18 protein-coding genes are annotated in these 23381 nt (G+C 55.2%); 10 read left to right on the forward strand and 8 right to left on the reverse strand.

Annotated features, from left to right (window positions below; all coding sequences use genetic code 11):
* Positions 1–39 precede the first annotated feature (39 nt).
* Positions 40–1422: a tRNA uridine-5-carboxymethylaminomethyl(34) synthesis GTPase MnmE gene (gene mnmE, locus P159_RS0106480; RefSeq protein ID WP_029542556.1), complete on the reverse strand. Its 1383-nt coding sequence runs from the start codon at positions 1420–1422 to the stop codon at positions 40–42.
* Between the two features lie 166 nt (positions 1423–1588).
* Between mnmE and P159_RS0106485 the strand changes: the two genes are divergently transcribed.
* The 9 genes from P159_RS0106485 (at position 1589) to P159_RS0106525 (ending at position 10128) form a co-directional block, all read left to right on the forward strand.
* Positions 1589–1810 carry a DUF1659 domain-containing protein gene (locus P159_RS0106485; RefSeq protein ID WP_029542559.1) on the forward strand — a complete coding sequence of 74 codons (222 nt, stop codon included), beginning with the start codon at positions 1589–1591 and terminating at the stop codon, positions 1808–1810.
* Between the two features lie 100 nt (positions 1811–1910).
* Complete coding sequence (locus P159_RS0106490) at positions 1911–2120, forward strand: DUF2922 domain-containing protein (RefSeq protein ID WP_029542561.1); 210 nt, start codon at positions 1911–1913, stop codon at positions 2118–2120.
* Between the two features lie 137 nt (positions 2121–2257).
* Positions 2258–3625 carry a sodium-dependent transporter gene (locus tag P159_RS0106495; protein WP_029542562.1) on the forward strand — a complete coding sequence of 456 codons (1368 nt, stop codon included), beginning with the start codon at positions 2258–2260 and terminating at the stop codon, positions 3623–3625.
* A 238-nt stretch (positions 3626–3863) separates the two neighbouring features.
* Positions 3864–4634: a MurR/RpiR family transcriptional regulator gene (locus P159_RS0106500; protein WP_029542564.1), complete on the forward strand. Its 771-nt coding sequence runs from the start codon at positions 3864–3866 to the stop codon at positions 4632–4634.
* A gap of 2 nt (positions 4635–4636) precedes the next feature.
* Entirely contained in the window at positions 4637–4789 is a 153-nt protein-coding gene (locus P159_RS20570) for a hypothetical protein (RefSeq protein ID WP_185753651.1), read from the forward strand.
* Complete coding sequence (locus P159_RS0106510; RefSeq protein WP_029542566.1) at positions 4786–5178, forward strand: type II toxin-antitoxin system death-on-curing family toxin; 393 nt, start codon at positions 4786–4788, stop codon at positions 5176–5178. The genes P159_RS20570 and P159_RS0106510 overlap by 4 nt, the downstream gene beginning before the upstream one ends.
* Before the next feature lie 155 nt (positions 5179–5333).
* Positions 5334–7448: an alpha-glucoside-specific PTS transporter subunit IIBC gene (locus P159_RS0106515; protein WP_029542568.1), complete on the forward strand. Its 2115-nt coding sequence runs from the start codon at positions 5334–5336 to the stop codon at positions 7446–7448.
* A gap of 15 nt (positions 7449–7463) precedes the next feature.
* Complete coding sequence (locus P159_RS0106520) at positions 7464–9149, forward strand: alpha-glucosidase (protein WP_029542570.1); 1686 nt, start codon at positions 7464–7466, stop codon at positions 9147–9149.
* 205 nt (positions 9150–9354) lie between these two features.
* On the forward strand, positions 9355–10128 hold the full coding sequence (locus P159_RS0106525; protein WP_029542572.1) for an HAD-IIB family hydrolase: 774 nt from the start codon (positions 9355–9357) through the stop codon (positions 10126–10128).
* A gap of 48 nt (positions 10129–10176) precedes the next feature.
* Here P159_RS0106525 and P159_RS19280 read toward each other — a convergent pair whose 3' ends face one another.
* The 7 genes from P159_RS19280 to P159_RS0106560 all read right to left on the reverse strand — a co-directional run bounded on the left by P159_RS19280 (position 10177) and on the right by P159_RS0106560 (position 20998).
* A complete protein-coding gene (locus P159_RS19280) occupies positions 10177–13029 on the reverse strand; it encodes an ATP-binding protein (RefSeq protein ID WP_051650201.1) in 2853 nt (950 codons plus the stop codon).
* Positions 13016–14122, reverse strand: a complete 1107-nt coding sequence (locus P159_RS0106535) for a BMP family ABC transporter substrate-binding protein (RefSeq protein ID WP_029542575.1) — start codon at positions 14120–14122, stop codon at positions 13016–13018. The genes P159_RS19280 and P159_RS0106535 overlap by 14 nt, the downstream gene beginning before the upstream one ends.
* Positions 14119–15477 (reverse strand): PTS transporter subunit EIIC, encoded by a 1359-nt coding sequence (locus P159_RS0106540; RefSeq protein WP_029542577.1) that lies wholly within the window; start codon positions 15475–15477, stop codon positions 14119–14121. Before P159_RS0106540 ends, P159_RS0106535 begins: the two co-directional genes overlap by 4 nt.
* A gap of 26 nt (positions 15478–15503) precedes the next feature.
* The gene (locus P159_RS0106545) at positions 15504–15944 is read right to left on the reverse strand and encodes a response regulator (RefSeq protein ID WP_051650202.1); all 441 of its coding nucleotides are present in this window, start codon (positions 15942–15944) and stop codon (positions 15504–15506) included.
* Positions 15945–15980: 36 nt separating this feature from the next.
* Positions 15981–18857 (reverse strand): EAL domain-containing protein, encoded by a 2877-nt coding sequence (locus P159_RS0106550; RefSeq protein WP_029542582.1) that lies wholly within the window; start codon positions 18855–18857, stop codon positions 15981–15983.
* A gap of 275 nt (positions 18858–19132) precedes the next feature.
* On the reverse strand, positions 19133–19690 hold the full coding sequence (locus P159_RS0106555; protein WP_029542584.1) for a gamma carbonic anhydrase family protein: 558 nt from the start codon (positions 19688–19690) through the stop codon (positions 19133–19135).
* Positions 19691–19999: 309 nt separating this feature from the next.
* The gene (locus P159_RS0106560; protein ID WP_029542586.1) at positions 20000–20998 is read right to left on the reverse strand and encodes a diaminopimelate dehydrogenase; all 999 of its coding nucleotides are present in this window, start codon (positions 20996–20998) and stop codon (positions 20000–20002) included.
* Between the two features lie 477 nt (positions 20999–21475).
* Here P159_RS0106560 and mnmG point away from each other — a divergent pair, with 477 nt between their 5' ends.
* Positions 21476–23362, forward strand: a complete 1887-nt coding sequence (gene mnmG, locus P159_RS0106565) for a tRNA uridine-5-carboxymethylaminomethyl(34) synthesis enzyme MnmG (protein ID WP_029542589.1) — start codon at positions 21476–21478, stop codon at positions 23360–23362.
* Positions 23363–23381: the final 19 nt, after the last annotated feature.

Raw genomic sequence — 23381 nt, forward strand, 5'->3', positions numbered from 1 at the left:
AAAGCAAGGAGACGTCAAAGCTCCTTGCTTTTTTGTTGCCTATTTGCCGATACAGAACCGCTTGAACACCTCGTCAACGATATCGTCTCCCAGGGCTTCGCCGGTGAGTTCTCCCAGGGCTTCCCAGGCGGAGCGCAGGTCGATGGAGATGAAGTCCAGGCCCATATCACTATCGATGGTGCTGATGGCTTCCTGCAGGTGGTGGCGGGCTTTTTTGAGGATCTCTGCTTCCTCCTCGTCCCGCAGGAAGGCAGCCTGGGGGTCGGCGCCATGCTTGAAGACAAAGGCGTGGACGGACCGGGAAAGGTCTGCAAGGCCGTCTTTGTCTCCTTTGGTGCTGATGGAGATAATGGGCAGTTCTGGCAGGCGCTTTTGCAGTTCTTCAGCGCTCAGTTTCTCTGGCAGATCATTCTTGGTCAGCAGGGCGATGGCCTGCTGGTCCTGCAGCAGGGAGAGGATTTCCTCATCTTCATTATCCAGAGGGCGGGAGGAGTCAAAGAGGGCCAGCACCAGCTGGGCCTTTTCTATATATTCCTTGGATTTTTCCACTCCCAGCTGTTCTACCGTGTCGGAAGTCTCTCTGATGCCAGCCGTGTCGATGATGCGCAGGGGCACTCCCTCAAGGTCGGCATATTCCTCGATGGCATCCCGGGTAGTGCCGGGAATGTCCGTGACAATGGCCCGCTCCTCCCGCAGCAGGGCGTTCAGGAGGCTGCTCTTGCCCACGTTGGGCTTGCCGATGATGGCGGTCATCAGCCCTTCCCGCAGGATGCGCCCTGTGCTGGCAGTGGAGATAAGACCGCTGAATTTGGCAGACAGGCCTTCGATTTTTCCCCGCATTTTTTCCAGCTCTGCTTCCTCCACTCCCTCCTCCGGGAAGTCGATGAGGGCTTCCAGATGGGCGATGAAGCCCAGGATTTCCCTGCGCCAGCCCTGGAGCTCGCTGGAGAAGCTGCCGGTGAGGTGGCCTGTGGCCTGCCTGAGGGCCATGTCTGTCTTGGCATTGATGACATCCATGACTGCCTGTGCTTCACTGAGGTCAAGGCGCCCGTTGAGGAAAGCACGCTTGGTGAATTCCCCCGGCTCGGCAGGCCGCGCCCCGGCCTCGAATACAGCTCTTAGCACAGAGCGCAGAGCCATGGGGCCGCCGTGGCACTGCAGCTCGACCACATCTTCGCAGGTGTAGCTTTTAGGCGCGCGCATGATGAGGGCAATGGCCTCGTCAATCAGGCTGCCGTCCCGGGCGATGATTTTCCCGTAGGCGGCGGTATAGGCGGCCATGGCAGTGGGCTTTTTGCCTGAGGGCGACACAAAGACCTTGTCTGCTATCTCCAGGGCCTTTTTCCCGCTGAGGCGGATAATGCCGATGCCGCCTGCCCCGGGGGCAGTGGCAATGGCGGCAATGGTATCTTCTTTATACATAAGTCATTCCTCCAAAGTCTATGAGATTAGTATAGTAGACTTTGGAGTTTTTTCAAATAGGGCAAAAAAATTTCTCCGTGCTGGCAATTTTTCCCTCCCAGCCTCCATTTATATAGGTGAGGGGCAAGAAAAAAGCCTTGCAGAGAGAAAGAGAGGAGAATGAATCATGGCAGTAAAGAACGGAGAAATCAGCAAGCTTATCCTGAAGGTGGAGAATGGCTACGGCAAGAACGGCCAGACCAATTTTGCCCAGCGCACCTTCCAGCACATCAGCCCGGCCCTTTCCGACGATGATGCCTACGCCATCGGTGAGGCCCTGGCAGGACTCCAGTCCCATACCCTGGGAACTGTGTCCCGCACGGACAGCGCCAGCCTCATCGCAGGCTGAGCAGCAAAAGCCGGTATACCAGACTCACACCACACTACATAGTAAATCCACAGCAAGAATCACAGCAAAGATTTATCAGTGAAGGAAGGAGAAATGCACCATGAAGACGCTGAAAATGGTATTCACCCTGGAAGCAGGTGGCAACATCACCTATAGCCTGAACGACCCCAAGGAGGGGCTGACCAGGAAGGAAGTCACGGATGTCATGCAGACAATGCTTGACAAGAAAGCTGTAGAGTCCGCCGGCGAAATCGCCACCGCCATCAAGGACGCCTACATCTACGATGCCAGCCGTTTGGAGCTGGAGTGAGATAACAGCATAGGCAAGGAAAGGCCCCTCGTGAGCGTCAGACTGAATGGTCTGGCGCTTTTTCTCTTTAATGTACAAAGTTACACGATTATGCTATACTATCCACGTTAATCATTAGTGTGAAGGGAGTTTTATTTTTGGATAGAGGATTTTCCACCCGGCTGGGGTTCATCCTGGTTTCGGCAGGATGTGCCATCGGTCTGGGTAATGTTTGGAGGTTCCCGTTTATCACGGGCATGTACGGCGGGGCCTCTTTTGTGCTGATATATCTGGTGTTCCTGGCGCTTTTGGGACTGCCCATCATGGTGGCGGAGTTTGCTGTGGGGCGGTCCAGCCTGCATTCAGCGGCTCTGTCCTTTGACGCTCTGGAGCCCAAGGGGACCAAGTGGCACTGGTATAAATACGGGGCCATTGCCGGCAATATGCTGCTGATGATGTTTTATACCACCGTGGCGGGGTGGATGTTCTACTACGTTTACAAGATGGGTTCCGGGGACCTGGCTGGTCTTGATGCCGATGGCATTGGGGGCGCCTTTGGGGCGCTGCTCTCTGACCCGCTCACTATGACGGCCTGGATGGCGCTGGTGGTCATTCTGGGGGGCGGTGTCTGCTACCTGGGAGTCAAGGCTGGCGTGGAGCGCATCACCAAGACCATGATGATGTTCCTGCTGGTGCTGATGGTGGTACTGGCGGTGAATTCCATGCTGCTGCCCGGGGGCGGAGAAGGCCTGCGCTATTACCTCTATCCTGATTTCAACCGCCTGCTGGAGCATGGACTCTCTGAGGTGATCTTTGCCGCCATGGGGCAGGCTTTCTTCACCCTGTCTATCGGCATCGGCGCCCTGGCCATCTTCGGCAGCTATATAGGCAAGAAAAAGCGCCTGACTGGGGAGGCGGCCTGGGTTATCGGGCTGGATACGGCTGTGGCTCTCATGGCTGGTCTCATCATCTTTCCTGCCTGCGCTGCCTACGGGGTGAGCCCGGCAGCAGGGCCTAACCTGCTGTTCATTACGCTTCCTCAGGTGTTCAATAATATGCCTTTGGGGCAGCTCTGGGGGACTTTGTTCTTCCTGTTCATGAGCTTTGCGGCTCTGTCTACGGTTATTGCGGTGTTTGAGAATCTCATCTGCTGCTTCCTGGAACTCTTGCGGAAGGACCGCAAGATCATCATCCGCTGGGGCATGCTGGTGGTATTCCTGCTGTCCCTGCCCTGCGCTCTTGGCTTCAATGTGCTGTCGGATTTCCAGCCCCTGGGTCCGGGGACCTGCGTGCTGGATTTGGAGGATTTTTTGGTCAGCAACAATGTGCTGCCTTTGGGGTCGCTGGTTTACCTGCTGTTCTGCGTCAGCAGGTATGGCTGGGGCTGGGATAATTTCATTAAGGAGGCCGATACGGGCCACGGGATGAAGTTTCCGGCGTGGACCAGGGCTTATCTGAATTATGTGCTGCCGGCATTAGTGCTGATTATATTTATTAATGGCTATTACGCGCTTTTCTTTAAGTAAAGTTTCGGCTGTTCATTTTCTTTGGCGCAAAGAAAACGAACCAAAAGAAAACGCGGACTGAAATCACATCGTGTGATTTCCGCGTCCGCGGGGCCCATCCATGGGCCCTGGGGGTTCGGGATGTAGCGTAGTTTTAGGTTTGAGGCTTTTGTTGATGTGTTTACTGCTGGGAGAGGACTTGCCTCCACCGCTTGCGGGGGAGGTGGCAGCCGAAGGCTGACGGAAGGGGGGAACACCGATGCGTTTGGAAGAAATCATCAACCAACATCGTGAAGCGCTGAATGACACCGATATGCTTATCTACAAGTACATAGTCCAGCACCGGGCTGATGTTCGTCATATCTCCATACATGAGCTGGCGAAGCATTGTGCTGTTTCTTCTACCACTATTGTCCGCTTTGCTCAGAAGCTGGGCTTTGATGGGTTTGGTGACCTGAAGGCCGTGCTGAAGATGGAGGAAGGGGCCAAGTCCTATTATAGCGAAGATGTGCTGGAGGATTTGCGGTCCTTCTATGCCCAGACTACGGAGCGGGTGCTGAAGAGGAATTTTGACAGTGCCAGCCGGCTGGTGCATGAGGCTGACCGGGTCTTTATCTTTGCTTCGGGTTATGTCCAGAGCAATGTGGCCCAGGAGCTGAAAAGGCTGTTCTTCTATGACAATGTGTTGATTTATGAGATCAGCGGCACTGAGGAGTTCGCCTCCATTTCCCAGAGCCTGACGGCAGATGACCTCTTCATTTTCGTGTCCCTGTCCGGGGAGACGCCTACGGTGGTGGACTTTGCCCGAAGATTAAGGCTCCTTGATGTGCCCTTTATCTCCATCACCAAGCTCCACGACAATACCCTGGCCAGTTTGTCCACAGTGAACCTGTATGTGTCACCGGCCAGGTTCCAGCTCTACGATGAGGATGATGAGAGGACGGCATTTCAGTCCATGCTGCCTTATTTCATGCTGGTGGAAGTTTGGTATGTGAAGTATCGTATGTATTTGCAGGGGAAGGGTGAATAATCATGGAAAAAAACAGTGAGCAAAGCAATAAGGAAAATAAGACCACAGTGACTACCAGCAAGAACAATCCGCAAATCAAAGAGAAATTGCAGAAAATCTCCAAGATGCTTATAGAAAAGAACGAAGTTGCCTATAGAAAGCTGGCCAACCAATGATGCACGAAATTGCCCAAATTATCATAGATGATGTGCTGGCTTTCCATGAAGATATGGAAAATAGTGACATACCTACGGAAAGAGGCTTGCGCGACTATGGTCTGTTGGCATCTGCCGTGAATGCTCCTTTTCAGACTTTTATGGGAGAAGATTTATTTCCTGATATGCTGACCAAGGCGGCACATTTATGTTATGGCATTGCCAATAATCATCCTTTTGTAGATGGGAATAAACGGGCGGCTGTTCATACGATGTTAGCATACTTGATGTTGAACGATGTGACGATAAACTATCAACAGGAAGATTTATACAATATGGGCATGGCCGTTGCTATGAGCAAAATGACCTGTGAGGATATTGTAAATTGGCTCCGGGAGAGAATTGAGTAATAAGGGCATGTAACAAGTTACGCCCAATGTAACAAAATACAACCGTTGGCAGAAATGCCGAAAGCCCGCGAAACTATTGCCTTCGCGGGCTTTTTTGTTGTATCCTTGAACCATCAAAAGAAATGGATTAGGGTCTTATTTAGGGGGTAATTTTCATGACCATCAGCAAAGACCGCCTCATGCAGGGCATGCAGCGGTTTGGCGGCGCTATGTATACGCCGGTTATCTTGTTTGCTTTCTTCGGCCTTGCGGTGGCTATCTCCATCGTCTGCAAGAACGAAGGGCTCCTGGGCAGCCTGGCTGCCAAGGGCACTATGTGGTATGACTTCTGGTATGTGGTGGAGCAGGGGGCCTGGACGGTGTTCAGCCAGATGCCCATTCTCTTTGCCATCGCCGTGCCTATCGGCTTTGCCAAGAAGGAACAGGCCCGCTGCGCCATGGAGTCCTTCGTCATCTATATGATCTTCAACTACTTCATTTCCGGGTTCCTCACCCTGCACGGCGCTTATTTCGGCGTTGATTACAGTGTGGACGCTGGGGCAGGTACGGGCCTGGCTATGATTGCCGGCATCAAGACCTTGGACATGGGCATGCTGGGGGCCATCTTCATCGCCTGCACCACGGCCTGGCTCCACAATCGCTTCTATGACACCAATATCCCCGACTGGATGGGGATTTTCAAGGGCCCTGCTTTCGTAGTGGCTGTGGGCTTTGCCCTGATGATTCCCGTGGCTTTCCTCTTCTGCATGGTCTGGCCGGCTATCCAGCACGCTATCATGCAGTTCCAGGATTTCCTCAAGACCAGCGGTCTGGTAGGCGTCTGGGCTTACACCTTCTCCGAGAGAATCCTTCTCCCGGCTGGTCTCCATCATTTCATCTATCTGCCTTTCATCTTTGGTCCTGCTGTCTGCGATGGCGGCATTCAGGCTTACTGGCTGCAGCACCTCAATGACTTTGCGGTAAGCGGCCAGAGTCTGGCTGAAATGTTCCCCGAGGGCGGTTTTGCCCTCCACGGCAATTCCAAGATTTTCGGCCTGCCCGGTGCGGCACTGGCTATCTATATGTGCGCCAAGCCTGAGAAAAAGAAAAAGACGGCAGCGCTCCTCATTCCTGCAACTCTCACCGCCATGCTCTGCGGTATCACGGAACCTCTTGAGTTCACCTTCCTGTTTGTAGCACCTCTCCTCTATGCCGTACATGCTGTACTGGCTGCCTGCCTTGCTTCTGCCCTTTATGCAGCAGGACTGGCTGGCAACTTCGGCGGCGGCCTTATCGATGCTTTCGTGCAGAACTGGATTCCTCTCTTCCAGTATCATTCCGGCACCTACATTCTTCAGATTCTCATCGGCCTTGCTTTCACGGCCATCTACTTCGTGGTTTTCCGCACTCTGATTTTGAAATTCGACTATGCTACTCCTGGCCGCACGGCTGACGATGTGGAGGACAAGCTCTTCTCCAAGGCTGAGTATCAGGCCAAGAAGGAAATGGAAGAAATGGGTCTGGCTGACAATGCTCTGGCCATCAAGGCCAAGGTCTTCCTGGACTGCCTGGGCGGCCCAGAGAACATCAAGGAAGTCACCAACTGCGCTACCCGCCTGCGTGTGACGGTAGCAGATCCTGACAAGGTTGCTCCCGTGGGCAAGTTCACCAAGGCTGGCGCTTTCGGCCTGGTGAAGAACGGCCGCGCCCTGCAGGTAATCGTGGGCCTGTCCGTGCCCCAGGTACGCAGCTACTTCGATGCCCTGCTGAAGGGTGAAACGATTGAGGGGGCAGCTCCCGTTGCTGCCAAGTCCGAAGAAAATATGGACAGCAGCCTGGCCATGAAGCTCCATGCCTGCGTCACCGGACGCCTCATGGATATGACGGAAGTTCCTGACGATATGTTCTCCCAGAAGATGATGGGTGACGGCATTGCCATCGAGCCCATTGGGGATACGGTAGTGGCTCCCGCTGACGCCGAGGTCACCATGATCATGGAGGAAAGCCTCCACGCCATCGGCCTGCGCATGAAGAACGGCGCCGAGATTCTCATTCACATCGGCATCGACACCGTGAAGCTGAACGGCGAAGGCTTCCAGGCTCTGGTCAAGGCTGGTGACAAGGTAGCCGAAGGCACCCCGCTCATCAAGTTCGATAAAGAGGTCATCAAGGCCGCAGGCTACGGCACCACGGTTATCATGGCCGTGACCAACAGCGCCGACTACCCCCAGATGCAGAAGCATGAAGATGCAGAGGTAGTGGTCAGCGAGACACCGGTACTTGTTTTTTAAAAACGGAGAAAATCAATGGATAAGATAAAATGGTGGCAGAAGACCAATGTCTATCAGGTCTACCCCAAGAGCTTCCTGGACACCACAGGCAGCGGCACCGGGGACCTCAATGGCGTCACCGAAAAACTGGACTATCTGAAGACTTTGGGTACGGGGGCTATCTGGCTCACCCCCGTTTACCCTTCCCCCATGGTGGACAATGGCTATGACATAGCCGACTTCACGGGCATTGATTCCAGCTACGGCACCATGGCGGATATGGAAAGACTGATTGAGGAAGCTGACCGCCGGGGCATCAAAATCGTCATGGATCTTGTTTACAACCATTCCTCCGACCAGCACCCCTGGTTTATTGATTCCGCTTCTTCTTGTGACAGCGAGCATAGCGACTGGTATATCTGGCGGGATGCCAGGCCTGATGGCAGCGCTCCCACCAACTGGCGCTCCATCTTCGGCGGCAGTGCCTGGAAGTGGTGCGAGGCAAGGCAGCAGTATTATCTGCACACCTTTGCCGAGGCCCAGCCGGATCTGAACTGGGAAAATCCGAAAGTCCGTCAGGCCCTCTATGATGCGGCCAACTTCTGGCTGGACAAGGGAGTGGGAGGCTTCCGCATTGATGCCATTGTCTACATCAAGAAGCCGAAAGAATTTGTGGATGGTGAGCCGGACAGCGAGGACGGCCTGGTGAACATCCACTCCATGATTGCAAATACCCCGGGAATCCTTGATTTTCTCCATGAGTTCAAGGAGAAGGTCTTCAAGGGCCACGATATCTTCACGGTGGCAGAGGCCAACGGCGTAGAGCCGAATGACCTGCCCCATTGGGTGGGGGAGAAGGGCGCCTTTGATATGCTCTTTGAGTTCTCCCACATGAACCTGGAGTTCCCCAAGGGGGAGCTTTGGGGACAGGCCACGGGCTACACCCCGGCGGTGATTCCCGGCCTGAAGAAAGTTTTGACGGCAAGCCAGCAAGCCACGGCGGAAAATGGCTGGTACCCCATTTTCTTTGAAAACCACGACCAGATGAGGTGCACGAGGCACTATTTCCCCGATAGTGCCCCCAAGGACCTCACCGCCAAGGCTATGGCTTCCATACTGCTGACCCTCCGGGGCACCCCCTTCATCTACGAAGGGCAGGAACTGGGCCTTTCCAATGTGGCCTGGGACAGCATTGAGGATTACAATGACATTTCTTCCAAAGGCCAGTATGCGCTGGCTTTGGAGGAGGGGAAGACCCCTGAGGAGGCCCTGGAGATTGTGCACCGCTACAGCAGGGATAATGCCCGCACGCCTATGCAGTGGACGAAGGGGAAGAACGCAGGTTTTTCCGTGGGCACGCCCTGGCTGCCTGTGCATGAGGAGTTTGCTTCTGAGTGCGTGGAGACGGAGGCCAAAGAGGAAGACTCTGTGCTGAGCTATTACCGCAGGCTGGCAGATATGAGGCAGCATGGGGAGGCGGCTGGAGTACTTATTCAGGGGGATTATGAGGAACTGCTGAAGGATAATTCCTCCTTGATGGCGTTCAAGCGCAGCTTTGGGTGCCGGGAGGTTTATACGGTGGTTAATTTCACTGGTGAGGAGCAGAAATACGAGTTGCCGGAATTGGAAACGGCTTCGTTGGAAGTGGCTTCTTTGGAGGAAAGTTCCAAAGGTCTCTTGAGGCCATTTGAGGCTCAGATTTACATTCGGGAGACTTGTTAAGTTGCCCAGTTACTTTCTTTGGCGCAAAGAAAGTAACCAAAGAAACAGCGGACTGAAATCACATCCTATGATTTCCGCGTCCGCGGGGCCCATCCATGGGCCCTGGGGTTCGGGGGGAGCGGCCTCGTTGCCTTGCGGCAACATCGGGGTGACGGAGTGAAGGTTGAGTAGAAATTTTGTTACTGTATGAAACAGGTGATACACAATGAAGATAGGCGCAAGTGATTATGACGGTACTTTGTTCCGTCAGAGGACCATATCCTCTGAGGATGTGGAAGGTGTCCGGGCCTGGCGGAGGGCGGGGCATAAGTTTGGGGTGGTCAGCGGGCGTGATTATGGCATGCTGATGCCTCAGCTGGAGCATTATGGCATCGAGTCTGATTATGCTGTCTGCAACAACGGTGGCATCATCTTCAAGGCCGATGGCACTCCCCTCTGGCAGGGCAGCATTCCTCTTTCCGTGCTGGCCCAGATTGTCAAGGAGCCCAGCGTGGACAAGTCCTTTCACTACGCCTTCTCCGCCGTGGACAGGACTTTCCTCTACCATGAGGGTGAGGGGTCATGGATTATGCGGGAGGCGCTGGAATGGGACTTCCCCATTGAGAAGATTACCGAGGAGGATATCCTGAACCTTCCCCGCATCCATCAGTTCTGCCTGGGCTACCCTGAGGCAGGCATGGCAGACGAAACCGCTGCCATCATCAATGCCAAATACGGCGAGTTTGTCCATGCCTATCCAAATGGCTGCAGCGTGGACATCACCCCTGCCGGGGTCAGCAAGAGCCAGGGCATAGATACCCTGCTGGAACTCATGGGCTGGCAGCAGGCAGAGGTCTTCGCCATCGGCGACGAGACCAACGACCTGCCCATGCTGGAAGCCTTCGACGGCTTCACCGTGGACACCGCCCGTGAGGCCATCAAGGAAAAAGCCCGTGCCGTCTACGGTGGCGTGGGGGATATGCTGGTGGATAATATTTAAGCACATAAAAATGCAGGCTGCCTTGAGCCTGCATTTTTTTGTAGAAAGTCACTCTGGTTCCACGCCGAATCTTGCCTTGGCTTCTTCGATGAGTTTGGCGTAAAGTTCCATGGTGGGGCCATGGTTTTCTTTGATGTAGTCCAGGAAGGCCTGCTTTTCCTCCTCCGGGCCGTCCTGGATGGCATGGCCGGCCATTTCCAGGGCTTTGGCGGATTCGGAGAGTTTGACGCCGCCGATGGACAGGGAGGTGGATTTCAGGGCGTGGACGTGGGTGGTGTAGTCGGGGATGTTTTCTTCGTCGAAGTCCTTTTGCAGCTGATCCCGCACCAGCTGGTAGCGGGACACGTAGACCTGCAGGAATTTGAGTTGCATGGCCTCCATGCCGCCGCAGTATTTCATGGCGGTGGGCAGGTCTATCTGCTCGTCTTCCGGGTCGTAGCCGGCAGGGCTTTCGCCAGGTGTTTCGGCAGGTACTTCGGCAGCAGGGGCTGGGCCTGTTTCGGCACTGGTTTCAGCCGGAGCTGCTGTGCTGTCAGGGGCAGGGGCGACGGCAGCAGCGTGGTCTGTATTTGCGCTGCTGACTGTGCTGCTTACTGCACTGCTGACTGTGCTTTCCGCACTGCCGGGGCTTTCTGCCGGGGGCGTGACGGAGGGAGCGGCAGTGTCATCTGCCAGATGGCTTTCTCCGTGGGGTTCGTAGTAGTCGCTGTACTCAGCGTAGCTTTCTTCCTCGGAGAAGTCCAGTTCTTCCTTGGTGACGGGCAGTACCTTGTCTGCCGGCAGGAATTTCTGCACCACAGATTCCAGGGTCTTGCCGTCTACGGGCTTGGAGATGTAGTCATCGAAGCCGTTAGCCAGGAACATTTCCCTGACGCCGGAGACGGCGTTGGCGGTGAGGGCTACGAAGGGGGTCTTCTTGCACTTGCTGCCCTTGAGCTCTTTGGCCCGCTTCAGAGTTTCGATGCCGTCCATTTCCGGCATCATGTGGTCCAGGAAGACGATGTCGTAGTGGGTGTCCTTGATGGCTTCCAGACATTCCATGCCGCTGAAGCAGGTGTCGATCTGCATCTGGGTCTTTTCCAGGAGGCTCTGCACCACGATAAGGTTCATTTCCGTATCGTCTACCACGAGAATCCTGGCTTCGGGGGCGGTGAAGCTCTCCTGATAGGCTTCCTGCTGTTCCAGGAAGTCCTCGATGCGCTTCTTGAAGTCACCCATGGGCTCGTAGTGCTCTACCCGCTGGGGCAGGCGCACGGTGAAGGTGGAGCCTTGCCCGTAGGTGCTCTCTACGGAAATGGTGCCCTTCATCATCTGCACCAGGGAGGTGGTGATGGCAAGGCCCAGGCCTGTGCCTTCGATATTGCGGTTCTTCTTCATGTCCAGGCGCTGGAATTTGGAGAAGAGCTTTTTCTTGTCCTCTTCCTTGATGCCCAGGCCAGTGTCCTGGCAGATGAATTCAAGCTCCAGGGATTCGTCGGAAATGCCGTTGTCACCCACCTGCACGGTGAAGGTGACGGAGCCTTTCGGCGTATACTTCACGGCGTTGTTGAGGATGTTCACCAGTATCTGGCGGAGGCGCACTTCGTCTCCGTGGAGGGAGTCGGGGATGGTGGGGCTCACGTTGATGTTGAACTCCAATCCCTTCTGCCCCGCCTTGTAGCTCACCATGTTGTAGATGTCGTTGAGGACTGAGCTCAGGCTGTAGCTCACGGGGATGATTTCCATCTTGCCGGACTCGATCTTGGAGAAGTCAAGGATGTCGTTGATGATGGCCAGCAGGGTTTCGCCTGCACTCTTCACGTTGTAGGCGTACTCCTTCATGGTGCCCTTGGCCTCGCGCATGATCATCTCGTTCATGCCCAGGATGGCATTGAGGGGCGTCCTGATCTCGTGGCTCATATTGGCCAGGAAGTCGCTCTTGGCCTGATTGGCTCTGAGGGCATCGTCACGGGCTTCGCGCAACTCCTTGCTTTCCTCGGCATAGGCCTGGTTGGCGAAGGAGTAAAGGGTGAAGACGCAGAACAGCACCACCATGAGTCCGAAGACCCAGAGGATGATCAGGTGGATGTTCCTGATGCCGCCCACTACGGATTCCCACTCCATGTAGCCGATGGCGATGAAGTTGGTATCCGGTACCCGGGAGGCAAAGAGCACATATTCGCCGTCTATGGTGGGGGTGTAGATGGCGGTGCTGTCAGTATTGTCCAGATTTTTCAGAAGTTCCTCTATGCCCAGGGGGCTGCCTGTGCTTTCCACGTAGAAGCGGTTGCCAGGGCCGTAGTCCTGGAAGCGCACTACCACCTTCTGCTTGTCCAGGTCGTACAGCAGGATATCCATGGACTGTTGCTTGTCGGAGAACTGGAAGAAGGAGGAGGGATTGCTCAGTTCCTTTTCCGTGTGAAGCCGGTAGAGTACGTAGCGGATATTGGCCCCTTCGTAGACGGGGACCATGGTGATGAGGCCGATATGGTCGTAATACTCCAGGGAGCCGTAGCCCTGCACGGCCTTCACTCGCTGGAACTGGGAGCCTTCGGGCAGGGGATTGCCGCTGATGGTGTTGCCGTTGATATCCACCAGTCCTGCTGTGCCCATGTTGCCGCCCAGTACTTTGGCTACGTCCTGGGGGGGCATCTGGCCCAGTGTGATCAGGCGGGCTTCATCTTCCATCTGCTTGATGTCGCCCTTGAAAAGGCTGTCGTAGACGGTGGAAATGAGGTGGCCCTGATGCTCGCCGAACCTGGCTACTTCGTGGTTCAGGGAATCGTTGATCTTGGTGTGCAGCAGGGTGCAGATTGCGATGAGCACCAACAGGAAGGCCAGGAACTGGGCCACGATGCGCAGGACGAAGGAGGCGGTCTTCTGCTGCGAAGTTTCGATGATCTTGTTGTTATCTTGATTCAATGATCTCAACTCCCTTCACCAGCCAGTCCATCTGCCTCAGGAGATAGCTGTTGATAGCTTCTCCTTCCCTGCATTTTGCATTGCCGTATTGATCTATGATATTGCCTGAGAAAACCGGATAGCCGTCGTAGATTCTCTGCCTTGTCCTGATGGTCATGGCTTCTTCCTTGGGGGTGAGATTCCTGGCCAGCCGCAGTTTCACCACTCCGTCCAGCATGCCCTGCCAATAGATATGGCTGCCCTCTTTCTGGAGGTTTTCCTGCAGCAGCCGGGTGAAGACCTGCTGCCAGTCCGTCTCGACGGCGGCCAGGCAGTGTTCGGTCAGATGGCTTTCATTGGGGTGGAAGTCGATGTAGTCAAGGCCCTGGGCCTGGGCTTCATCGCCTGCGACGTGGGTGGCCTGGAAGTAGGTCATGACATCTGCTCCCGAGAGCTTCAGCTGGTAGACGGCTTCTTTTTCCCGCTGGGGGTTCATCCATTGCTGGGTCCAGCGCACCATCACCCGGGCATCGGGGCGCACGCTCTGCACCCCCAGGGCAAAGGCATTGATATCCCGGCGCGTCTCGGGAGCCGGGAAGGGGGCCACATAGCCCACGATGCCGCTTTTTGTATGCAGGCCTGCCAGCACTCCTGCCATATAGCGCACTTCATAGTAGCGTACTGAGTAGCTGATCATATTGTAGGAAACCGCTTCGCCTACAGAGTTGGCATAGAAGGTCACCTTGGGGTAAGCGGTGGCCAGGGGTTCCAGATTGTTCTGGTAGGTGGGGTTGGCCAGGAAGATGTACTTCACTCCCCGGTGCACCAGCTTGTCAACTACCTGAGAAAGGTTTTCAGGACTGATGTTGTCCTCGATGTAGACATCGTAGTCCAGCTTGTCGCAGGCGGACTGAAGGCCCTGGGCAATGTCTGCCGGCCAGCCCGGAGTTTCCTTGGTGGAGGCCAGTATAAGCGCGGCACTCTCCTTGTCATCCCTGGTTTCGTGGCCGAAATACTGGACGGACAGGAAAATACAGATACAGACGGCCACAGCCTGCAGGATGCTCAGGATGCGGAAGCGGCGGGAAAGAAGATTATGGCTGCTGTTTTTCATATCTCCCGCACCTCCTTGGGTGTGAGATCTCTGGTTTCTGTATCTTCACCATTTATGTCTTCCTCATGCTCCATCAGGTTGAAGATGATGACAAAGGGGGTGTAGATGACGATATCCACACTGAGCCACACCAGCTGCAGCACCGCTCCCATGATATCTCCTGTGGCAATGACGCCGTCCAAAAGCACCGGGGCAAGGGAGCCGATGGAATGTTTGAACACCGGCACGATGCCTGAGCTGATGGCCAGATACCCGATGAGCACGTTGACCATGGGCGCCAGCACGTAGGGTATCAGGAAGAGGGGATTGAGGACGATGGGCAGGGCGAAGAGGAAGGGCTCATTGATGGAGAGCACCAGGCTGGGCATACTGTAGGCAGAGATGCTGCGGAGCCTGTCCTTGGAGGAAAATACCCAGATGGAGATGGCCAGCCCCAAAAGGGACACGGACACCGCATCGAAGAACTCGCTGGTGAAGATGAACTTCGTCCCTTCCAGCTCGTTGGAAATCTGGGCAGGCACATAGAAGGCCTCTGTCCAGGCAAAGGTCAGGCTGTTGCCGTTGAGCCCCAGCCACCAGAATATCCGCCGGAAGAATTCGTAGACCATGGCGGAGAAGGGATGCTGGGCTATACTCTGGGAAAAGAGGGCGGCGAAGAGGCCGGGCATAGTGCCTATGACCTCCTCGAACAGCACCCAGCACAGCACTACGGAAATGGAGACCAGGAAGGTGAAGGTCAGGGAAATGAGATGCCGCATGGAGTAAGAAAGCTGGGGAGAAAGCCCCATAGCCAGCGGCGTGCGCATCAGGGACACCTTGGAAAACTTCTTGAAAGCCTGCACCGTGGCAGTGGAGATGATCAGGGACAGCAGGAAGCCCCTGCCCTGGAAGTACATGGAGATGTTCTCCATGCCCTCATTGAACACTGCCAGCATGAAGACATAGCCCGAGATGGTGCAGAGACAGGCTAGTATCCTGTCCACTTCCCAGAGCTTGGCCAGCCTGTCCGTGAAGATCAGGGAGAAGATCATGTAGTAGAGGAAATTGGTGATGTTGAGATAAGCCGTGCAGGTAAGCATGATGTGGAAGAATTCAGAATCACGGTAGGTCTGGTCCCGGAGACCTCCGGAAAGGAAGGTGCCCAGTCCCAGCCCGTTCTCATCCATGACCGGCCCCAGGGGATTCAGTACCAGGTTGCCCACCATGTTGATGAGGGCCAGGATCATGATGAAGGGCATCATGATGCAGAAGGCTTCCCGCAGGGCCTGGAGATAGGGAATGGCCAGGAGGCGGCGGGTCAGGGGAAAGAGATAGGCCGCAAAGATGCCCTTTTGTAGTTTTTTTGACTTGTCCATGGGGCCTCCTTTCCGGCCTGCTTATCCTACAGTCCCAAATTATCAAGTGCTTTGAAGATGTCCTGTATCTCAGGGTCGTCAATGTCCGGAGCGATGTGTTTTTCTACCCTTGAAATCAGTTCCTCAGGGGTGAAGGGCTTCTTCACATAGTCCTTCACTTTAAGTTGGGCCGCCCGGACGATGGTGTTCTTGTCAGCCGCCGCCGTGAGGAAGATGACACTGATGTTTTTCCAGTTGGGGCGCTGGCGGATCAGGCTGAGGGTCTGGATGCCGTCCATGCCCGGCATGGCGATGTCCAGAAGGATAAGGTCGACTTTCCCCTGACGCTCCTGCAATATCTTCAGACAGGCTTGACCGGAATCCGCGGTGAGGTATTCTGCCTGTATCTTCATTTCCAATATGGTCTGGGCCATGGTGAGATTCATGAAATCATCATCTACAATCAGGATGACTGGTTTGTAAGCCATGTGAAATACCCCCTTGGTAAGATGAAAGGCGAAATCTTATTCGCCGTTGCGCTCCTTCAAAAGCTCGATGAACTTGGCTTTGGGTACCGGACGGGAATTCAGGAAACCCTGGCCCGTATGGCAGCCCATGGAGAGAAGCATCTGCTCCTGCTCCACCGTTTCTATGCCGCCCACCATCACATTGAGGCCCAGCTTTTGTCCCAGGACTATCATGCTGGACAGTACCTCCTTCATGCCGTCAGAGTTCTGGGCTGCGTAGAGGATGGAGGCGGAAATCTTGATGCCGTCCAGGGGAAGATAGTCAAGGAGAGTGAGGGAGGCTGCGCCTCCTCCGAAGTTGTCCAGGATTATCCCGTAACCGGCTTTGTGCAAAGAATCCATGAGGAACACGGCGTGGTCCCGGTAGGATTTCTGGTTGAAATTGGCAAACATGCTCTCGGGTATTTCCAGCTGGATGGTGCCCGGGGGCAGCTGGTACTTTTCAATCAGGTCTTTCATGCGCCTGAGATAGCCATCTTCAGTGATGTGGAGCCGTGACTGGTTCACGCTGATGGGCAGGAGCTCCTGTCCGTTGGTGAGCCTGTGTTTCTGCACCATCATCACCTGCTTCAGGACGAAGTGGTCCAGGGGGATGATGAAGCCGTTCATCTCCAGGGAGGGCATGAATTTCTCCGGGGACAGGAACCCCATTTCCTTGCTCTGCCAGCGGATAAGGCTTTCGGCGCCCACAATGCGGCGGGTCATGATGTCATACTGGGCCTGATACCAGACGGCGAACTCTCCGTCGGCAAGGGCCTGGCCCATGCTGCTTTCGATGTGCTGTTCCAGATGGAGGTACTTGTCCATCTTCTCGTCGTAGAGTTTCACGATGTCCATGGTGCCCATGATTTTCCGGCAGGCCATGTCGGCCTTTTCCTCGGACATGAGCAGCATGGTATCGGACTTCATCTCGCAGAGACCCACCTTGATGTGCAGTGAAATCCGGGCAGAATCGTGCTCTATGTAGCCGTAGTGGTTCACGGCCTCAGCGGCGTTGCTGACCATTTCTTCCATGGTAGCGGCCTGGCAGACAGCCACCAGCTGCAGGGTGTTGATGCCGGCTGCTGTCTGCAGCACCCAGTCCTCCTCCTGCAGGTGCATGGCGGTTTCACGCAGGCGTTTGTCCAGGGAATGGCGGCTGTAGAGCTCCAGCATGGAGTCACGGCTGCTCAGGTCAAAGACGGCCACATAAATGTGGCTGTCCGGCTCCTGTCTGGTGGCTTCCTCCCAGATGCCCTTGATTTCCTGCTCCAGCCAGAGCATATTGGGCAGCTGGTAGCGGTTGTCCATATAGGCCATCTGCTGGATAGCCATCATATGGCGCCGCCTCATGTAGTAGCGGTAGTACATGACGCCGATGATGAGGCCCATGATGACGAAGAGGCCCACGGTGGTCAGCAGGGGATAGTGGTAAATCATCCAGCGGGGAGAGAAGCTGTAGGCTATCTCCGTGCCCTCCTGCAGGACCACATTCTGGGTGAAATTGGGGGGCAGGTGGGTGATTTCCTTGTCCAGGATGCGCCAGAGCCGGGGGTCAGCCTGAGTGCTGACACCCAGGCTGATATTTTCACGATAGAAGCTTTCGGTGAGAGCTTCCAGATTGTAGGTGAAAGAACCCTCCATAAGATAGGGGACTACCGACCGGGGGGCATAAGTCACATCGGCCCGGCCGTTGCTGACAGCCCGGAAACATTCTTCCATGGAGTGGCAGTAGATGATCTGGTTGGGACTGTAGTTTTCCTTGACGGAAATCTGGGTGGGGAAAATCTCCTCAATGACTGCCACCTTGGGATTCTGGGGCAGGGGGAAGCCCTTGCGGATGATGGGGGTGTAGTCAATGGTGCGGAAAGACTGGGTGGGTGAAAGACCCAGCTCCTTCAGCCAGGAAAAATCGCAGGGCACGTCGGCTACGAAATCCACAGTACCTCTGGCAACGAGCCGCTTGAGGTTTTCCAGGGAGTCCCCTTCCACGATCTCAATCTCGATATCCAGGTCTTTTTCCAGCTGCTCCAGCAGGACGGCTGTGACGCCCTGCCATTCCCCGCTTTCCTCGTCCTTGTAGAGGAAGGGCTTGTGGGGCATATAGACTGCTGCCCGGAAATGCTTTTTCTGCTGCAGGAAGGCCCTTTCGTCTGGCTCCAGCACCAGGGGCAGGCCCTGGCTGCGGTCGTACTTGTCACGGAGCCGGTTGCGGATATTGGGCTGGTTCATCAGCAGCTGATCCATGGCATCGTTCACTTTGTTGTAGAGATCAGGACGGTCTGTGCGGATCAGCAGGCGGTAGCTCACTCTGTCAAAGAGGGCTACTACCCGGCCCTCATCGGGGGTCCTCAGCATGGGCGCCACATAACCGTCCAGCTGGCGGGCGGTGTAATGTATCTTCAGGTCTGCATAATCATGGAAGGTCACCAGCTCATAAGTGAAGGCATTCTCCAGAGCCACGGCGGGCAGGTTGGGGATGGGATAGCCGTAGTCCAATACGCCGATTCTCAGATGGCGGGAGGCCAGGTTCTCATGGAGCACAAGTTCCATGGGGAAGCGGGCCACCACATGGTCTGTTCTTTTGGCAAAGGGCACGGTGGAGTAATCACCGGGCATGCCCGGGAGAATATCTATTTCGTTTTTCGACAGCTTGTCCACCGCTTCCCACCAGTTCACACAAGGAATGTAGACCATATTCCAGTTGCCGAAGCCAGCTAGGAACTCCATGTACTCGAAGCCTGAGCCAATCAGGTGGCCGGGGCTGTCCTCCTCCAGGAAGCCCGTCCCCGGCACATAGCCTACCCTCAGGTTCTCTGTGGCCTCAGCCTTGGGGATAAGGCAGAGAAAAAAGGCCAGCAGCAGGGCAAAGACAGCCCGCAAGTTTCTTCCCATCTGAATCCCTCCCTGCAAGGATTTATTTGCAAGCGAAAAATTGCCAGTAAAAACCGAATTATTTGCCTTATTCTTCTAGCCTCGGGGTGGATAATCCTGCCTGTGGATAAAATCTTGAAAAAAAACACAGGGTTATCCACAAAACTGTGGATAACCCTGTGCATAGTGTGTATAACCTGTGTATAAGCTGTGGAGTATGTGGATAAAATTGTGGAAAAGTGGAAGGATTTGTGGAAAACATGTCGAAAACCCTAAATGATTTTTTCAGGTGATTTTCAGATAATCTTTTCCCCGTGGTACTTTTCCCCCCCGATTTCCGGGTAGACACCGTACTCTATGGCCCATTCGCACTTGTACTTGATGGCCTGGGCGTGGATGGTTTCGATCCTGTCCTGGGTGCGGACTACCTTGCCCGGCACGCCCACCACCAGGGAGTTGGGGGGGATGATGTCGTTTTCCTTGACTACCGCCCCTGCAGCGATAATTGAGCCGCGGCCGATATGTGCTCCCGTAAGCACCGTGGCGCTCATGCCGATGAGCACATGGTCCTCGATGACGCAGCCGTGAATGTTGGCCCCGTGGCCCACCGTCACATAATCCCCGATGATGCAGGGCTTGTCATCAGCCACGTGCAGGCAGGTGAGGTCCTGCACATTGCTGCACTCACCGATTTCTATATAACAGACATCTCCCCGGGCCACCACCCCGGGCCAGAGGGAGGAGTATTTGCCTACACGGACATCACCGGAGAGGAAGACCTGGGGTGCGACGAAACATTCTTCGTGAAGCTGAGGGCGCTTGCCCTTGAATACATTGTCTTTCAGAGTGAACATAAAAGACCTCCTCTTTGTAATTGTTGACAGGAATATGCTTTATGCTATACTAAGGAAGGTGCTGTTTAGCGGTCAATATTTGCCCTCGGAACCGAGGTGCTCGCCTATGAATGAGCTTATCCTAGTCTTGATTCTCATCCTGCTCATCATCGTAGAGATAAAAAAATAAACCGCTCCCAGTTTGCCGACCGAGCGGTTTATTAATGAAGAATTAATTACCTGTGAGGGCGACCGCTGGGCGGCACCTTCTCTATGTTCATTATAACGCAATTGCCTAAATTTTTCCATAGGCAATTGCGTTTATTTTATTTACAGCAGGTGCGCTCTCAGTTCCTCGCCACTCTGCTGGCAGAGGAGGGCAGGGGCGATGTCAAGCACTGTGCGGCAGCCGGTTTCGCCTTTTTGAGCCAGGCGGTAGCAGGCGCGGGCGTAGGCTATGAGGACTGAGGTGGTGAACTCGGGGTTGGAGTCCAGCTGCAGGCGCAGTTCCATGATGTGGTTGTTCTCCTTCTCATGGCCCGTGGCACCAGTGCGGATGACGAAGCCGCCGTGGGGGAGGCCCTTGTGGTTGGCGCTCAGTTCCTCCTGGCTGATGAAGTGCACGGTGGTGTCGTACTCGTCGAAGTAGTTGGGCATGGTCTTGATTTCTTTCTCAATCCTTGCCTTCTCCGTGTCGTTATCGAACTCGGGCTTCACTACCACATAGCACTCGCGGGTGTGCTTCTCACGGGTGGTGAGCTCGGGGTTCTTGCCGCTGCGGACAGCCTCCAGGGCGCTCTCCACAGGCACGGTGTACTGGCGGGCATCGGCTACGCCCTCTACCCGGCGGATGGCATCGCTGTGTCCCTGGGAAACGCCGCGTCCCCAGAAGGTGTAATCCTTGCCCTGAGGCAGGATGGCGTTGCCGTAGACACGTGCCAGGGAGAAGAGGCCCGGATCCCAGCCCACGGAGATGATGCCCAGATGGCCGCTCTCCTTGCCTGCCTTGTCCACGTTCTCAAAATGCTCGGGAATGCGGGCATGGGTGTCGAAGCTGTCGATGACGTTGAAGTATTTGATGAACTCCGGGGTCTGCTTGGGCAGGTCCGTGGCGCTGCCGCCGCAGATGATGAGGACGTCAATCTTGTCCTGCCAGTCCTGGGCGTCCTTCACGTTCACTACAGGCACGCCGGCGGTGGCGATTTTCACGCTCTCAGGGTCACGACGGGTAAAGACAGCCACCAGTTCCAAATCGATGTTTGCCTCCACCGCGCACTCCACGCCGCGGCCCAGGTTGCCATAGCCCAGGATACCGATACGTATGCTCATAGATGTATTCCCCTTTCCAAGGTACATAGTTTACATATTTACGCTTAATAATATATCACGGATGGACTTTTGGGAAAAGGGCAGGAGGGCATTTTCCACAAGAAAAGCGCCACCCGCAAATATCATTTGCTATGGGAAGGCGCTTGCGTTATAATCTCTTTTAGGTGTTATCCGATGACAGGCGGCGTCCTTGCGGAAAGGCGAAATACTGAATCTGGCCGGCACAAAGTGCGTGGTCGATTGGTCAGCTGGGAAGCGGGGTGAGCGGAGATGGAGCAGCTTATCATAGTTTTAATATTACTCTGGCTGATTCGCATTGAAGCAAAAAAATAACCGCCCAGGCTCGAAACTGGCGGTTATTTTTCATGATATAACCAACTAAGCGAGGGCCAACCGTTGTCGGGTGGCACCCTTTATGTCTACAAGTATAGCAAATTTTTCAAAAAAGTCAACCATAGAGCAACAAAGGAGTACCTTATGTTTGTAGCCGGAAAATATGATGTGATTGTCATCGGAGCGGGACATGCAGGAGTGGAGGCGGCTCTGGCCGCTGCCCGTCTGGGCTGTCATACCCTCATGGCCACCCTGTCCATGGACAATATCGCCCTGATGCCCTGCAACCCCTCAATAGGCGGCCCTGCCAAGGGACATCTGGTACGGGAGTTGGATGCCCTGGGGGGCGAGATGGGCCTCAATGCCGATATTACTGCCATTCAGATACGCATGCTGAACACGGGCAAGGGCCCTGCCGTCCATGCCCTGCGCGCCCAGGCGGACAAGAAGTATTACCAGTTCCACATGAAGGAAACCTGTGAGAATACGGAAAATCTGGAAGTCAAACAGCTGCTCATCACGGAGCTGCTGACGGAGGAGGAAACGAAAGCAGACGGTAGTAAGCGTCGCCGTGCCGTGGCGGTGCGCTCGGAAACGGGAGAGGTCTACGAGGCCAAAGCCATCGTGCTGGCCTCCGGCACCTATCTGAAAGGCCGCATCATCGTGGGAGAGCATACTTACGATGGCGGCCCCTCCGGCCAGCGGGCTGCCATGGAGCTGTCTGCCTCTTTGGAAGAAGCAGGCCTTTCCCTCATGCGCTTCAAGACCGGCACCCCTGCCCGGGTGGACGGGCGCACTTTGGATTTTGAGAAGATGCAGCTGCAGCCCGGGGACGAGGAGGCGCGGAACTTCTCTTTCATGTCCGACATTGAGACCCGGGACCAGCTGCCCTGCTATCTCACCTATACTAATGAAGAAACACACAAAATCCTGCGTGACAATATGCACCGGGCTCCTATGGCCAACGGCATTATCGAAGGGGTGGGCCCCCGCTACTGCCCTGCCATCGAGACGAAGCTCCTGCGCTTCCCGGACAAGGACAGGCATCAGCTCTTTTTGGAGCCGGAGGGACGCCACACCCAGGAATACTACGTGCAGGGCATGAGCACTTCCATGCCCATGGATGTGCAGCTGGCCTTCCTCAAAACCATTCCAGGCCTGGAGCATGCTAAGGTCATGCGGGCAGGCTACGCCATTGAGTATGACTGCCTTGATCCCCTGCAGCTGAAGCCCACCCTTGAGACCAAGCCCGTGAAGGCACTTTTCTCCGCCGGTCAGTCCAACGGAACCTCCGGCTACGAGGAGGCCGCTGCCCAGGGCCTGATGGCAGGCATCAATGCCGCCTTGCAGGTAAAGGGAGAAAAGCCCCTGGTGCTGAAGCGTTCGGAGGCCTATATTGGCGTGCTGATTGACGATTTGGTGACGAAGGGGACCACCGAGCCATACCGCATGATGACCAGCCGGGCAGAGTACCGCCTCCTGCTCCGCCAGGACAACGCCGACCACAGGCTCACTCCCAAGGGGCGGGCCATCGGCCTGGTGACTGATGAGCGTTGGCAGCGGTATGAGAATAAGTACAAGCATATCGAGGAAGCCATGGCTATCCTGGATAAAGCCATCCTCACTCCCAGCGTGGAGACCAACACCAAGCTCAGCGAACTCAGCCTGCCGGAAATCAACGCTACTCTAACGGCCCACGAATACATGCGGCGGCCTGAGGTCAGCTATGAGGACATGCGCAGCCTGCTGCCAGAGCTGCCGGAACTCAGAAAAGAGGAGTACCAGCAGGTGGAAATCTCCATCCGCTACGAAGGCTACATCAGGAAGCAGCAGGAGCAGGTAGACCACATGGAGAAGCTGGAGAACCAGCTGATACCCGAAGATATCGTCTATGAAAATCTCGAAAGCCTCCGCTCCGAGGCCAGGGAGAAACTGGCCAAGATACGTCCCCTGTCCCTGGGACAGGCCTCCAGGATCAGTGGCGTCAGCCCTGCAGATATCTCAGTGCTGGCTATATATTTGAAGAAGTGATGAACCGGGCATTTTGCCC

The organism is Selenomonas sp. AB3002 (genome assembly GCF_000702545.1).
Classification (GTDB): domain Bacteria; phylum Bacillota; class Negativicutes; order Selenomonadales; family Selenomonadaceae; genus Selenomonas_B; species Selenomonas_B ruminantium_A.

What these genes read in the sequence shown, in the direction of transcription:
- mnmE (WP_029542556.1), bottom strand. Translation starts at nt 1,422, where the DNA reads ATGTATAAAGAAGATACCATTGCCGCCATTGCCACTGCCCCCGGGGCA.
- P159_RS0106485 (WP_029542559.1), top strand. Translation starts at nt 1,589, where the DNA reads ATGGCAGTAAAGAACGGAGAAATCAGCAAGCTTATCCTGAAGGTGGAG.
- P159_RS0106490 (WP_029542561.1), top strand. Translation starts at nt 1,911, where the DNA reads ATGAAGACGCTGAAAATGGTATTCACCCTGGAAGCAGGTGGCAACATC.
- P159_RS0106500 (WP_029542564.1), top strand. Translation starts at nt 3,864, where the DNA reads ATGCGTTTGGAAGAAATCATCAACCAACATCGTGAAGCGCTGAATGAC.
- P159_RS20570 (WP_185753651.1), top strand. Translation starts at nt 4,637, where the DNA reads ATGGAAAAAAACAGTGAGCAAAGCAATAAGGAAAATAAGACCACAGTG.
- P159_RS0106510 (WP_029542566.1), top strand. Translation starts at nt 4,786, where the DNA reads ATGATGCACGAAATTGCCCAAATTATCATAGATGATGTGCTGGCTTTC.
- P159_RS0106515 (WP_029542568.1), top strand. Translation starts at nt 5,334, where the DNA reads ATGACCATCAGCAAAGACCGCCTCATGCAGGGCATGCAGCGGTTTGGC.
- P159_RS0106520 (WP_029542570.1), top strand. Translation starts at nt 7,464, where the DNA reads ATGGATAAGATAAAATGGTGGCAGAAGACCAATGTCTATCAGGTCTAC.
- P159_RS0106525 (WP_029542572.1), top strand. Translation starts at nt 9,355, where the DNA reads ATGAAGATAGGCGCAAGTGATTATGACGGTACTTTGTTCCGTCAGAGG.
- P159_RS0106535 (WP_029542575.1), bottom strand. Translation starts at nt 14,122, where the DNA reads ATGAAAAACAGCAGCCATAATCTTCTTTCCCGCCGCTTCCGCATCCTG.
- P159_RS0106540 (WP_029542577.1), bottom strand. Translation starts at nt 15,477, where the DNA reads ATGGACAAGTCAAAAAAACTACAAAAGGGCATCTTTGCGGCCTATCTC.
- P159_RS0106545 (WP_051650202.1), bottom strand. Translation starts at nt 15,944, where the DNA reads ATGGCTTACAAACCAGTCATCCTGATTGTAGATGATGATTTCATGAAT.
- P159_RS0106550 (WP_029542582.1), bottom strand. Translation starts at nt 18,857, where the DNA reads ATGGGAAGAAACTTGCGGGCTGTCTTTGCCCTGCTGCTGGCCTTTTTT.
- P159_RS0106555 (WP_029542584.1), bottom strand. Translation starts at nt 19,690, where the DNA reads ATGTTCACTCTGAAAGACAATGTATTCAAGGGCAAGCGCCCTCAGCTT.
- P159_RS0106560 (WP_029542586.1), bottom strand. Translation starts at nt 20,998, where the DNA reads ATGAGCATACGTATCGGTATCCTGGGCTATGGCAACCTGGGCCGCGGC.
- mnmG (WP_029542589.1), top strand. Translation starts at nt 21,476, where the DNA reads ATGTTTGTAGCCGGAAAATATGATGTGATTGTCATCGGAGCGGGACAT.